The organism is Amycolatopsis iheyensis (assembly GCF_024703995.1).
Lineage (GTDB): Bacteria > Actinomycetota > Actinomycetes > Mycobacteriales > Pseudonocardiaceae > Amycolatopsis > Amycolatopsis iheyensis.
The window spans coordinates 151913-164104 of record NZ_JAMXQV010000004.1; the positions used below are offsets into that span (position 1 = coordinate 151913).

Below are 12192 nucleotides of genomic sequence, written 5' to 3' on the forward strand. Positions count from 1 at the left end.
GGGGTTCAGCAGCCGATGAGGCGGGCCGCCAGGTAGGACTCCAGCTTGTCGATCGCGATGCGCTCCTGCGACATCGTGTCGCGCTCGCGCACGGTCACGGCCTGGTCCTCGAGCGAGTCGAAGTCGATCGTGACGCAGTACGGCGTGCCGATCTCGTCCTGGCGGCGGTAGCGGCGGCCGATCGCCTGGGCGTCGTCGAAGTCGACGTTCCAGTGCTTGCGCAGGGTCGCGGCCACCTCCTTCGCCTTCGGGGTCAGGTCGGCGTTGCGCGAGAGCGGCAGCACCGCGACCTTGAACGGCGAAAGCCGCGGGTCGAGCTTCAGCACCACGCGGGTGTCGGTGCCGCCCTTGGCGTTCGGCACCTCTTCCTCGTGGTACGCGTCGACCAGGAACGCCATCATCGACCGGCCGACACCGGCCGCCGGCTCGATGACGAACGGCCGGTACCGCTGGCCCGAGGCCTGGTCGAAGAACGACAGGTCCTGACCCGAGTGGTTCGAGTGCGTGGTCAGGTCGAAGTCGGTGCGGTTGGCGATGCCTTCGAGCTCACCCCACTCCTGGCCGGCGTTGAACGCGAAGCGGTACTCGATGTCGACCGTGCGCTTCGCGTAGTGCGACAGCTTTTCCTTCGGGTGCTCGAAGTGGCGCAGGTTGTCGGCCTTGATGCCGAGGTCCTTGTACCAGTTCGTGCGCTCGTCGATCCAGTACTGGTGCCAGCGCTCGTCTTCGCCCGGCTCGACGAAGAACTCCATCTCCATCTGCTCGAACTCACGCGTCCGGAAGATGAAGTTGCCCGGCGTGATCTCGTTGCGGAAGGACTTGCCGATCTGGCCGATGCCGAACGGCGGCTTCTTCCGCGTCGTCTGCTGGACGTTGGAGAAGTTCACGAAGATGCCCTGCGCTGTCTCCGGGCGGAGGTAGGCCAGGCCCTCTTCGGACTCCACCGGGCCGAGGTAGGTCTTCAGCATCATGTTGAAGTCCCGCGGCTCGGTGTACTTGCCGCGCGTGCCGCAGTTCGGGCAGGGCACGTCGGACAGGTCGTCCTCGGTGGTCTGCTTGCCGCTGCGCGCCTCGTACTCCTCGGCGAGCTGGTCGGCGCGGAACCGCTTGTGGCACGAAAGGCACTCGATCAACGGGTCGGTGAACACGTTGACGTGGCCGGAGGCCACCCACACCTGGCGCGGCAGGATCACCGACGAGTCGAGGCCGACGACGTCGTCGCGGCCCTGCACGACGGTCTTCCACCACTGGCGCTTGATGTTGTCCTTGAGCTCGACCCCGAGCGGTCCGTAGTCCCACGCCGAGCGGGTACCGCCGTAGATCTCTCCGCTGGGGAAGACGAAACCACGGCGCTTGCACAGGCTGACGACGGTATCGATGGTGTTCGTGGGCACTCCACGCTCCGGAAGCATGCGGGGACGGTTATCGGACTAGAACGTCAAGGGTATCCGCCGGGGCCCACCGCTTTTCGCGCAGGCTACGGCCGCGAGACCAGCGACGCCGTCACGACGCGGTTGTCCTCGTAGCCCTCGGTGCCGCCGACGTACTCGCCACCGCAGGTGACCAGCAGCAGCTTGTGCGGGCCGTCCGGGTCGAAGAGCTGTTCGGAGCGGCCGGCCAGCTCGGACTTGTGGATGGTCTCGGTCGCGTCGACCCGGTAGGTCCACGCCCCGCCCGCGGCGTCGGTCAGCTTGACCTCCTGCCCCTGCTTGACCTGCCAGAGCTCGGTGAACGGGCCTTTCTTGCCCTTCCAGTTCACGTGCCCGGACAGCAGCGCGACGCCGTGGTCGGCACCCAGCTTCGCGCCCCACCAGGCGGCTTCGTCGAGACCTTCGGGGATCTTGAGGGCGCCCTGGTCGTCGAGGTCCTCCTGGACGAGCTTCGCGGTGCCACCCCCGGGGAGGGCCAGCTGCGACGGCGCCTGCCCGATGTCCTGCTTCGCGGGCTGGCCGGCGGCGACGGGCGTGCTGCTCGCCGTGCCGTTCGCGACGGCGGGTTCATCCTTTCCGGTGAAGATGAGCAACGTGGCGACGAGCGCCGCGACCACGAACGCGCCGGCCACGCCGACGATCCACCAGCGGCCCGAGCCCTTCTTCCGTTCCGCCGGGTTCTGCTCCTGCATGCGCCTGTGCTCCTTCGCTGGTCGTGCCGTTGCGAAGGTTCACATGCGGTGCGGAGCCGCCGGGGTTGCACCGGATCGATCAGCCGGTCGGGCGGGCCACCAGCTTCGCGGTGACCAGGCGGTTCTCGTCGTAGCCCTCGGTGCCCCCGACGTAGTCGCCGCCGCAGGTCACCAGGACCAGGCGGTGGGGGCCGTCCTGGCCGAACCACTTCCCCGCCTGGGCCGGCAGGGTCTCCTTCGTCAGCGTCACCACCGTGTCGACCCGGTAGACCCAGCGGCCGCCGCGGGCGTCGACCACGCTCACGTGGTCGCCGCCCTTCATACGCCAGAGCTCGTCGAACGGCCCCTTCTCGCCCTCCCAGTTCACGTGCCCCGACAGCAGCGCCGCGCCCTGGGCCGCGCCCAGCTTGGCGCCCCACCAGGCCGCGTCGCCCAGGCCGCGCGGGATCGGCAGCACGCCGGTGTCGGTGAGCTCGGTGCGGACCAGCCGCGCGGTCGCGCCGTCCGGGAGCCGGACCGTGCCGGGCCGCTGCTGGGCGGCGGACTCGCTGTCGGCGGGCAGCACAGCCGGGGCCGCGGCCTCGCCGGGCAGGGAGCCGGGCGCCGGGCCCGCGGCCTGGGTGGCCGTCGGCGGCAGCCAGGTCAGCAGGATGACACCGGCCGCGAACGCGGCCACGGCCAGCGCCGCCGAGACGGCGGCCAGCCCGGTGCGCAGCACCTAGTCCGTCCCGGACTTGCGCCGCCTGCCCAGCAGCAGCGCGACCGCCCCGAAGAACACCCCGCCGAAGAGCAGGCCGATGCTGAGCGGGACGCGGGAGCCGTCACTGCCGGTGTCGGGCGCGGCCGCGCCGAGGTACCCGGCCGGGACCTGCGTCGGCACCGGCGCCTGGGAGGCGTTCGCGCCGCCCGCCTGGTTGCCGGCCTTCGCGACGAAGCCCTTCGGGACCGAGCAGCTGACGCCGCCGAGCACGATGCTCGTCTGCACGTCCTGCAGCGCGGCGCCGGAAGCGTCCTTGACGTGGGTGGTGATCTCGGCCCGCCAGCCGGCGACGGCGGTGAAGTCGCCGCCCCGCCAGCCGTCCTGGCGGATCAGCTGGTCGAACGCGCCGACGCGGGTCAGCTTCAGGTCGGAGAGGGTGGTCTCCTTGCTCGCGTTCGTGATGTCCCCGGGCGGGCCGAGGCGCAGGTTCTTCAGCTGAAGGCCGGCGTTGCCGGCGGGCATCGGGACGATCCCGAGCGAGCCGCCCTGGCGCACCCACAGCCGCGACAGCGTGGACGTGCCGGTGAGCTTGCCCGGGCCGGTGCAGTCGACGGACGTCTTCGCGCCTTCGAGCACGAGCACGGTGCTGTCGATCGCCTTCGCCCCGCCCTGCCAGGTGTCCCGCAGCGCGTAGTTCGTCTCCGCGACGGCGGTGGGCACGGTGGTCGCCTGCAGCGCGGCGACGACGTTGTGGTCCCGGCTCGCCACGCCCGACGGGTACGGGTTGCCGTTGCTGTATCGGCCGAGGTCGATCTGGTAGTGCCCGCCGAAGGTCTTCCGCTCGCCGTCGTCCTTCGGGACCGAGACGCGGTCCGAGCCGAGCTTGGACTGGCCGGGCAGCAGCGGCGAGCGCTGGGTCTCGGTGATCAGGGCGCCCCCGGGCTGACCCTGGGTCGAGATCCGGACCGAGGCGATGTTCGCGAAGGAGACCGGCCCGGTCTTCTCGTCGACGGCCTGGCTCTGCGCGCCGGCCACCCCGGTGCTGACCAGCGGGAACACGGCGGCCGTCAGCGCGGCTGCCTTCGTCACGAAACGGGTCATGTCTCCCCACTGCTCTGCTCGGGCGGGCCGTCAGCGTACGAGAAGCGACGAAACGCTCCGCGACCACCTTGCACCGTCGGCCACGACATGCGAAGCCGAAGAGCCAATATCCCACGAACTCACCCGAATGGAGTACTACGACCGGCCGTAGTCCGCAAGCGGCGGTGACGGAGCGGGAGGCGCCCGGCGGGAACACTAGGATGGGCAGGGCCGTTATCGGCAATGACTACCGAAATCATGGTCCGGACGGCGACGAGCAGCGTGGAGGCGGGTATGGCGACGGTGACCGGGAGTGGTGCCGAGCCGGACCTCGCGGACTGCGCCCCGGCGGTGTCGGCGCCGGCGCGCCCGGCGGCGGCGGTGCTGAGCGACGCGGGCGACCTGCTGCGCGCGCTGGCCGCGCCGGTCCGGATCGCGATCGTGCTGCAGCTGCGCGCGGCCGACCGGTGCGTGCACGAGCTGGTGGACGCGCTCGACGTCGCGCAGCCGCTGATCAGCCAGCACCTGCGGGTGCTGAAGACGGCGGGGGTCGTCCAGGGCGAGCGCCGCGGCCGCGAGGTCGTCTATCGGCTCGCCGACGACCACCTGGCGCACATCGTCGTCGACGCCGTCGCCCACGTGCAGGAAGGAAAGTGATGACGCACGCCGCACAACGGGGCCAGGCGCCGGTGCCCGGGCGCCGGTCGACCCGGCAGCGGGCCGCGGTGGTCGAGCTGCTGAGCACCATCGACGACTTCCGCTCGGCTCAGGAGCTGCACGACGAGCTGCGCAAACGCGGCGACGGCATCGGCCTGACGACGGTCTACCGCACCCTGCAGTCCCTTTCGGAGGCGGGCGAGATCGACGTCCTGCGCACCGACTCCGGCGAGGCGATCTACCGCCGGTGTTCCGCGCACCACCACCATCACCTGGTCTGCCGCCTGTGCGGCCGCACGGTGGAGGTCGAGGGGCCGGCGGTGGAGCGCTGGGCGGAGAAGATCGCGGCCGAGCACGGGTTCTCGGAGATCTCCCACACGGTGGAGATCACCGGCACCTGCGCCGAGCACTAGGGCCGACCGCGACCGCGCAGCCGGGATGACCGACCGCAGCAGCCTGTCCCTGTCGACCGGGTCACCGGCGAACCACTGCGCCGCTGCGAACCGGCCACGAACCAACGGCAAGGCCGAACGCTTCCACCGCAGCCTGGCGGGCATACGCCACTTCCGGCGGCAGGTCACCCGGCTGACCACCCTCCCCGGACAGCACAAACTAGTACTCGTAAGGATCCTTCGGCGCCGGCACGGTGTCGATCGACGCCGTGGTGAAGTCCGGTGTGTAGTTGTTGTCCTTCGTCGCCGTGCCGGGGACGACCTGCCCGGTCACGCGGATCCACGCGTCGGCCGCGAGGTGGTCGGCTTCGCCGCCGCGGATGCGGACCGTCACCGGGAACGCGTCGGCCGCGCAGCAGCTGATCACCAGGCGGGCCAGCAACGTGGTGCCGCCGGTGTGCACCACGAAGCCGGTGAGGGAGATCGCGCGCCCGTTGAGCGTGCCCGAGGTGTCCCAGCCCGCTCGCGAGACGAACTCGTTCACCGACAGCGGCACCACGTTCCCCGCCGGCAACGGTGGGAAAGCCGCGGCGTTGGCGGCCGCCGCACTGGCCGGGACACGCGCTTCGGTGCGGATCACCGAGTCGGCGCCCAGTGCGGGTGGGGCGACCAAGAAAACCGCGAGCACCGGGACGAGCAGCAACCAGGCCGGCCGAGCGGAGTGCGAGTGACCGTGGTCGTGGTCCGCCGCCGCGGCGGCACGAGCCGCCAGGAGGTCGCGGACGATCGCCACCGCGCCCAGCAGCACCATCACCGCGCCGCCCGCGATGATCCACGGTTGCTGGGCCGGCTTCACGTACCTCAGGTAGTCGCCGTTGACCGCGATCTTCACCAGCGCGCCGCCGAGCAGGATCAGCAGGATGTTCTGCGTTTCGCGCCTCATGCCAGCCCCACCACGAGCCCGGCCGCGACCGCGCAGGCCGCCGCCACCACGAACGTCACCGGCGCGAACCGCACCGCGAACGACTTGCCGAACGTGCCCGCCTGCAACGCGAACAGCTTCACGTCCACCGCCGGCCCGACCACCAGGAACACCAGCTTCGGCAGCAGCGGCAACGCCGTCAGCGAGGCCGCGACGAACGCGTCCGCCTCGCTGCACAGCGCCAGCACCACCGCGAGCACCGCCATCACCACGATGCCGAGCACCAGCTGATCACCCAGGACACCGAACCAGCGGGCCGGCACCAGCACGTTCAGCGCCGACGAGATCAGCGCGCCCAGCACCAGGAAGCCGCCCGCCTCGACCAGGTCCGTGCGGGCCGTCTCCGCGAACACCCGCCACCGCTGCCCGCCCGCGACGTCGGGCAGGCGCCGCAACGCGCGTTCGGTGATCCACTCGAGCTTGCCCCAGCGGGCCCACAGCCAGCCCATCACCATCGCCGTGGCCAGCGACCCGGCGAACCGCGCCAGCACCATCTCCGGCTTGCCCGGGAACGCGACCGCCGTGGCCACCAGCACCACCGGGTTCACCGCCGGCGCCGCCAGCAGGAACGTCAACGCCGCCGCCGGCGCGACACCCTGCCCCATCAGCCGGCGGGCCACCGGCACCGAAGCGCATTCACACCCCGGCAGCGCGACCCCCGCGAGCCCGGCCACGCCGACCGCCGCCCCGGCCCGCCGGGGCAGCACCTTCTCCAGCACCCGGGCCGGCACGAACGCCGCGATCGCCCCGCTGATCAGCACACCCAGCACGAGGAACGGCAGCGCCTGCACGCAGACGGCGACGAACACGGTCGAGCCGGTGCGCAGCGCGGGCACGTCGAACACCTGCTGCAGCCAGCCCTGGGCGAGGATCGCGACGAGCAGGATCGCGCACAGCACTTCGACCGAGCTGACCCGGAACCGGCGGGTCCGCCGCGCGTTGTCGGAAACGATGTTCACGACGGCGATGATGCCAGCCAGGTCCGACAGCGAGAGCACCGCACAGCCGCGAACGGTCGAAAAGTGCCGGATTCCGGCCGGAATTCGCCGTTCGCGGCCCGGATGACAGTCCGTGTGGGTTACTCCCCGGGGACGATTCCCGGCAAATCGGTCCGCAGCTGCGACGCCGTCGACACGACCAGCATCAGCAACGTCCCGAGCGCCACCTCGTCCAGCCCGGCGGCCGGGAACGCGTACCGCAGCGTCACGTCGAGGCCGTTGTCCGAGTGCCCGACCCCGAGCGTGCCGAAGAGCCCTTGGCCCGCCCGCTCGGCGACCGCGACCGAAAGGTCGGGGCGGTCGGGCAGGTCCCAGCCGACCACGCAGGTCAGCGAGAGCACGGTGAGCCCCTCGCCGAGCCGGGTCGCCTGGATCACGCAGGGGACGTCGCCGTGGGAGAACGTCAGCGCGCCGTCGTCGTCGACACGCACCTCGAGGTACCGCTCGAGAGAATCCTTCGCCTGCGTCAGCAGTTCCGCGGTCTCGGCCGCTTCGGTCGCGCTCACGACGAAGCCGCCTGGTCGACCGCGCCGCCGAAGCGGCGGTCCCGCTTGGCGAACTCCAGGCAGGCGCGCCACAGGTGCGTCCGGTCGAAGTCCGGGAACAGCGTGTCCTGGTAGACCATCTCGGCGTAGGCCGACTGCCACAGCAGGAAGTTCGACGTCCGCTGCTCGCCCGAAGGCCGCAGGAACAGGTCCACGTCCGGCATCTCCGGCTGGTACAGGTACTTGCCGATGGTCTTCTCGGTGACCTTGCCGGGATCCAGCTTGCCGTCGGCGACGTCCCGCGCGATCCGCTGCATCGCGTCACCCAGCTCGGCCCGGCCGCCGTAGTTGACGCACATCGTCATGTTCAGCGCCGTGTTGTGCTTGGTCTTCTCCTCGGCCGCCTGCAGCTCCTTGATCACCGACGCCCACAGCTTCGGCCGGCGCCCGGCCCAGCGGATGCGCACGCCGATCGAGCCGAGGTAGTCGACCTGGCGGCGGATGGTGTCGCGGTTGAAGCCCATCAGGAACCGCACCTCTTCGGGGCTGCGCTTCCAGTTCTCCGTCGAGAAGGCGTACACCGAGAGCCACTTGACGCCGATCTCGACGGCGCCGGCGGCGACGTCGATCATCACCGCTTCCCCGCGCTTGTGGCCTTCGATCCGCGGCAGCCCGCGCTGGTTGGCCCAGCGGCCGTTGCCGTCCATGACCAGCGCGACGTGCTTCGGGACCAGCTCACGCGGGATTTCCGGCGGCTTCGCGCCGGACGGGTGCGGATCCGGGGCCCGCAGCTCGTACCGCGACGCCTTGTTCTCGCGTCCCCTGCGCAGCACTGCGAGCCTCCCTGGATGGGTGAAACCGATCAGGCCCGACCCTACTGCCCGGGTCGCACACTCTCCCGGGCGCGTCGCTCGACCAGAGGAAGGGACCGGAGCTGACGCTCCAGATGCCACTGCAGGTGGGCCGCGACCAGGCCGCTCGCGTCGCGGCGGGTGCCGGGCAGGGTCGCCTCGGCCATCGTCCACTCGCCGTGGAGCAGGGCGGTGAGCAGGTCCAGGACCTCGGGTGCGGGGTGCACGGACCCGGGGACGCGGCAGTCCTGGCACATCGAGCCGCCGGCCGCGACGCTGAACGCGACGTGCGGGCCCGGCAGGCCGCAGCGGGCGCACTCGGTGAGCGCCGGCGCCCAGCCGGCGTAGGACATCGCGCGGAGGAAGAACGCGTCGAGCACGAGGGACGCGTCGCGCTCCCCGGCGGCGAGCGAGCGCAGCGCGCCGCAGACGAGAAGGTAGAGCTTGAGCACCGGCTCGCCCTCTTCGGCCGAGAGCCGGTCGGCGGTTTCGGCGATCGCGCTGGCCGCGGTGTAGCGCTGGTAGTCGGCGACCAGCGGCAGCTGGAACGCGTCCACGGTCTCGACCTGGGTGATCACGTCGAGCGTGCGGCCGGTGTAGAACTGCACGTCCACGTGGCCGAACGGCTCCAGCCGCGCCCCGAACCGCGACGACGTCCGCCGCACGCCCTTCGCCACGGCGCGGACCTTGCCGTGCCGGCGGGTCAGCAGGGTGACGATCCGGTCGGCCTCACCCAGCTTGTGCGTGCGCAACACCACCCCGGTGTCGCGGTAGAGGTTCACCACCCCGACATCGTCCCACTTCGGGGTGATGCCGGGGTGGACCGACCCGGGTTCAGCAGTAGTAGCCGGAGCAGTAGCTGACGCTGGAGGCCGCGACGATCGCGATGATGATCCACGCGATCGCGAAGAGGCAGCCGAGGCCGCCGATGATGGAGGCGATCAGGCAGAGCGTCTTGGTCGTCTTCGACGCCTGCTCCGCCATCATGTAGTTGCCCTGCATCTTGTACGTCTGGACCTCGTTGGACTTCATGATCGCGAAGATCGCGAGGATCCAGCAGAGGAAGATGCAGCCGATCGCCCAGCCCTTGTAGTCCTTGATGGCGTTGATGTCGCCGCCACCGCCGGGCATGCCGTAGCCGGGGGCGCCGAACCCGCCGGAGGGCGGCTGGCCGTACGGCGCGGGCTGGCCGTAGGGCGCGGGCATGCCGCCGGACGGCGGGCCGTAGCCCGGCTGCTGCGGCTGCTGACCGTAGGGCTGCTGCGGCTGGCCGTAGGGATTGGTCATGAACTTCTACCCCAACTACTCGTGTGCTTCCGCCGGGCGGCGGTGTGGAAAGTCGTGCGGACGGTGTGTCACTGGTGTGGCGGCTGGTCCTTCGGCGGCTGCCCGAACTGACCGGGGTCGATCTTCTGGGTCTCCCCGGCCTCGCCGTGGGTCTCCGGACGCAGCATCTGCGTGCGCTCCGCCTGCTCGTCGAAGGCGGACCCGCCCCCGGCGTTGTCCGGGCGGAGCATCTGGGTGCGCTCGTCCTCGTCGAAAGCGGACCCGCCCGGCGGCGGCGCGAGCGGCTGGCCCGGCTGCTGGCCGAACCCCGGCTGCGGCTGCTGCGGGAACCCACCGGAGGCCGGCGGCTGGGCGAACCCACCCGGCGCGGGCTGCTGCGGGAAGCCACCCGAAGCCGGCTGCTGCGGGAACCCGCCCGGCGCCGGCTGGCCGAAGCCCCCGGACTGCGGCTGCTGCGGGAACCCGCCGGAAGCCGGTTGGCCGAACTGGCCGGGCTGCTGCGGCGGCTGTCCCGCGGCGAACGCGCCCGGCTGCGCGAACGGGTTCGGGGCCGCGGTGTCGTCGGCCTGGACGACGACCGTGCCGACGATCTTGTCCGACAGCGTCTGGGACTTGTCGTCCCACAGCGGCCACAGCCAGCCGACGTAGCAGAGGAAGTTGTCGATGAAGTGCGCGAGGTCGCGCAGGAACGCCATGCCCGGGCCGACCGGCTGCCCGGTGTCCTCGCGGACGAGCTTGATCTTCGCGACGCGCTTGCCCATCGACTGGCCGGTGTTGCCCTGCTGGATCCAGCGGTTGAACACGCACCAGACGATCCAGCCGACGAACGCGATGAAGGCCACGATCGAGAAGATGAAACCCCAGTGGAAAGCGATGCCGATGATGGCGACCACCAGGTACAGCAGCACGGCGGGACCGAAGTCCACCAGCCACCCCAGCGCCCGCTGGCCCCAGCTCGCGTAGTTCCGCGGCGCTCCGAAGGGCGTGCCCTGCTGGCCGAACGGCGCGGGCTGCCCGTACGGCGCCTGCTGCCCGTACGGCGGCGGCGCCTGCCCCGGTTGCTGTCCGAACGGCTGCTGGCCCCCGGGCTGCTGCCCGAAGGACTGCTGACCGTAGGGATCGGTCATTGGATCTCTCCCCCTCGCTGGTCTTCCCCCGCACGGAACCACGTGCGGGATCGGCCCGGCCACACACCCGCGGCACGGTCCGGTCCGCGGGAGCGTACTCGCTCCGGTGACGGTCGCGCCTCCCAGGCATCCACTGCCCGGGTGACCACCACGCCGTTCCGACGCGGCTGCCGCGCGGACGGTTCCCCTGCGTGTCCGTTCAGACGCGCAATCCGGTGAACGGCGCGAACGGCAGGTTGCGGATGACGAACCAGACGACGAACACGACGGAAAACGCCAGCGGCGTCCAGCGCCAGTGCAGCCAGCTCGCCACCGCGCGCCCGCGCAGCCTCCCGACCGTCCAGGCGACGGTGCTCCACACGAACAGCAGCACCACGACGAACGACACGGCGTTGTAGTGCACGGCCGCCGGGATGTCCCCGTGCATCAGGCTGTAGGCCATCCGCAGGCCGCCGCAGCCCGGGCAGTCGATGCCGAGCAGCAGCTTGGTCGGGCACACCGGCAGGAAGCCGCCCGGGGTCGTCGGGTCGCCCGCCCAGACGACCGCGCAGCAGGCGCCCAGCCCGGCCACGAGCGCGAGCGGCGCGCCCAGTGCGCGGAGCTTGGCCTTCGCGCCCTGGGCGGGGAATCCCGTGTAGACGGTCGTCGCGGTCACGGTGCCCAGCTTTCCGCCGACACACCGATGGCGATCATGACGATGATGAAGATGACGTAGAGCAGCAGGAGGATCCCGGTGGTGATGGCCGACCACATCGCCCACTTGCGGGCGTCGGCGGCCGCCTTCTGCGCCTCTGCGTGGTAGCCCTGGAACCACAATGAGCTCACCTGGCTGGACTTCACGATCGAGACGACACCCAGGGGCAGGCAGCACAGCACGGTGCTCAGGATCGCCCACACCATGTTGTTGTCCGGCGGCGGCCCGTAGTTCGGCGGCGGGTAGCCGTAGCCGTAACCGGGTGGCGGCCCGCCCGGGGGCGGGTACGGCGGCGGGTACTGGTCGGTCACCGGGGTCCTCCTGCTGTTCGGCTACGTCAGTATGACGTCGTGTTGAAGCTGCCGAAGGTGAAGGCCCCGGCGACGACCAGGATGATGTACAGCACGCTCAGCACGACGCCGACGATCGCCGAGATGATCGCCCACTTCTTGGCGGCGTTCGCGGCCTCCTGCGCGGCGGCCGTCTGGCCCTGCGCCCACAGGCTGTTCACCTTCGCGGCCTGCACGATCGACACGATGCCGAACGGGAGGCAGCAGAAGATCGTGGTGAGGATGGCCCACACCAGGTTGTTGCTCGGCGGCGGGCCCGGCTGGTAGCCACCCGGGCCGCCGGGGTAGTTGGGCTGCCCGCCCGGCTGGTTCGGCTGGTCACCGGGGTAGTTGGGCATGCCCTGGCTGTCGGTCATTTTCGGTCGTTCCCCTTCGTCGTGCTCCATGGCCGACCACCCGGTCCGCCGCCGCCCCGACCGGCTGCGGTGTGGTCGAAGCCGCGACTGTAAGGGTCCCGGCGCTCGTGC

Annotated in this window: 16 protein-coding genes; 2 read left to right on the plus strand and 14 right to left on the minus strand. The window is 71.1% G+C overall.

Annotated features, from left to right (window positions below; translation table 11 throughout):
• Positions 1–5: 5 nt before the first annotated feature.
• The 4 genes from M8542_RS10480 to M8542_RS10495 form a co-directional block, all read right to left on the minus strand.
• Positions 6–1394, minus strand: a complete 1389-nt coding sequence (locus M8542_RS10480) for a glycine--tRNA ligase (RefSeq protein WP_257919868.1) — start codon at positions 1392–1394, stop codon at positions 6–8.
• Positions 1395–1477: 83 nt separating this feature from the next.
• Positions 1478–2122, minus strand: a complete 645-nt coding sequence (locus M8542_RS10485; RefSeq protein ID WP_257919869.1) for a class F sortase — start codon at positions 2120–2122, stop codon at positions 1478–1480.
• 79 nt (positions 2123–2201) lie between these two features.
• Positions 2202–2840: a class F sortase gene (locus M8542_RS10490; RefSeq protein ID WP_257919870.1), complete on the minus strand. Its 639-nt coding sequence runs from the start codon at positions 2838–2840 to the stop codon at positions 2202–2204.
• Complete coding sequence (locus M8542_RS10495) at positions 2841–3923, minus strand: LPXTG cell wall anchor domain-containing protein (RefSeq protein ID WP_257919871.1); 1083 nt, start codon at positions 3921–3923, stop codon at positions 2841–2843.
• 273 nt (positions 3924–4196) lie between these two features.
• On the opposite strand from M8542_RS10495, the gene M8542_RS10500 reads away from it, so the two are divergent.
• Both M8542_RS10500 and M8542_RS10505 read left to right on the plus strand, forming a co-directional pair.
• Positions 4197–4559 (plus strand): ArsR/SmtB family transcription factor, encoded by a 363-nt coding sequence (locus M8542_RS10500; RefSeq protein WP_257919872.1) that lies wholly within the window; start codon positions 4197–4199, stop codon positions 4557–4559.
• Entirely contained in the window at positions 4559–4972 is a 414-nt protein-coding gene (locus M8542_RS10505) for a Fur family transcriptional regulator (RefSeq protein WP_257919873.1), read from the plus strand. Before M8542_RS10500 ends, M8542_RS10505 begins: the two co-directional genes overlap by 1 nt.
• 199 nt (positions 4973–5171) lie before the next feature.
• Here the strand turns inward: M8542_RS10505 and M8542_RS10510 are convergent, their stop codons facing one another.
• The 10 genes from M8542_RS10510 to M8542_RS10555 form a co-directional block, all read right to left on the minus strand.
• Positions 5172–5894, minus strand: coding sequence for a TIGR03943 family putative permease subunit (locus M8542_RS10510; RefSeq protein WP_257919874.1), 723 nt, complete (start codon positions 5892–5894; stop codon positions 5172–5174).
• Positions 5891–6892 carry a permease gene (locus tag M8542_RS10515; RefSeq protein WP_257919875.1) on the minus strand — a complete coding sequence of 334 codons (1002 nt, stop codon included), beginning with the start codon at positions 6890–6892 and terminating at the stop codon, positions 5891–5893. The genes M8542_RS10510 and M8542_RS10515 overlap by 4 nt, the downstream gene beginning before the upstream one ends.
• Before the next feature lie 119 nt (positions 6893–7011).
• Positions 7012–7437, minus strand: a complete 426-nt coding sequence (locus M8542_RS10520) for a YbjN domain-containing protein (protein WP_257919876.1) — start codon at positions 7435–7437, stop codon at positions 7012–7014.
• Positions 7434–8249: an isoprenyl transferase gene (locus M8542_RS10525; RefSeq protein ID WP_086858941.1), complete on the minus strand. Its 816-nt coding sequence runs from the start codon at positions 8247–8249 to the stop codon at positions 7434–7436. The genes M8542_RS10520 and M8542_RS10525 overlap by 4 nt, the downstream gene beginning before the upstream one ends.
• Positions 8250–8290: 41 nt before the next feature.
• Entirely contained in the window at positions 8291–9052 is a 762-nt protein-coding gene (gene recO, locus M8542_RS10530) for a DNA repair protein RecO (RefSeq protein ID WP_257919877.1), read from the minus strand.
• A 49-nt stretch (positions 9053–9101) separates the two neighbouring features.
• Entirely contained in the window at positions 9102–9554 is a 453-nt protein-coding gene (locus M8542_RS10535) for a CD225/dispanin family protein (protein WP_257919878.1), read from the minus strand.
• A gap of 68 nt (positions 9555–9622) precedes the next feature.
• The gene (locus M8542_RS10540) at positions 9623–10681 is read right to left on the minus strand and encodes an RDD family protein (RefSeq protein WP_257919879.1); all 1059 of its coding nucleotides are present in this window, start codon (positions 10679–10681) and stop codon (positions 9623–9625) included.
• 199 nt (positions 10682–10880) lie between these two features.
• On the minus strand, positions 10881–11336 hold the full coding sequence (locus M8542_RS10545; RefSeq protein WP_257919880.1) for a DUF2752 domain-containing protein: 456 nt from the start codon (positions 11334–11336) through the stop codon (positions 10881–10883).
• A complete protein-coding gene (locus M8542_RS10550; protein WP_257919881.1) occupies positions 11333–11686 on the minus strand; it encodes a CD225/dispanin family protein in 354 nt (117 codons plus the stop codon). Before M8542_RS10550 ends, M8542_RS10545 begins: the two co-directional genes overlap by 4 nt.
• Positions 11687–11712: 26 nt before the next feature.
• Positions 11713–12081 carry a CD225/dispanin family protein gene (locus tag M8542_RS10555; protein ID WP_257919882.1) on the minus strand — a complete coding sequence of 123 codons (369 nt, stop codon included), beginning with the start codon at positions 12079–12081 and terminating at the stop codon, positions 11713–11715.
• Positions 12082–12192: the final 111 nt, after the last annotated feature.

Excerpts from the sequence above, each read along its gene's own strand:
- M8542_RS10495 (WP_257919871.1), bottom strand. The coding sequence starts at position 3,923 with ATGACCCGTTTCGTGACGAAGGCAGCCGCGCTGACGGCCGCCGTGTTC.
- M8542_RS10505 (WP_257919873.1), top strand. The coding sequence starts at position 4,559 with ATGACGCACGCCGCACAACGGGGCCAGGCGCCGGTGCCCGGGCGCCGG.
- M8542_RS10485 (WP_257919869.1), bottom strand. The coding sequence starts at position 2,122 with ATGCAGGAGCAGAACCCGGCGGAACGGAAGAAGGGCTCGGGCCGCTGG.
- M8542_RS10555 (WP_257919882.1), bottom strand. The coding sequence starts at position 12,081 with ATGACCGACAGCCAGGGCATGCCCAACTACCCCGGTGACCAGCCGAAC.
- M8542_RS10535 (WP_257919878.1), bottom strand. The coding sequence starts at position 9,554 with ATGACCAATCCCTACGGCCAGCCGCAGCAGCCCTACGGTCAGCAGCCG.
- M8542_RS10540 (WP_257919879.1), bottom strand. The coding sequence starts at position 10,681 with ATGACCGATCCCTACGGTCAGCAGTCCTTCGGGCAGCAGCCCGGGGGC.
- M8542_RS10510 (WP_257919874.1), bottom strand. The coding sequence starts at position 5,894 with ATGAGGCGCGAAACGCAGAACATCCTGCTGATCCTGCTCGGCGGCGCG.
- M8542_RS10500 (WP_257919872.1), top strand. The coding sequence starts at position 4,197 with ATGGCGACGGTGACCGGGAGTGGTGCCGAGCCGGACCTCGCGGACTGC.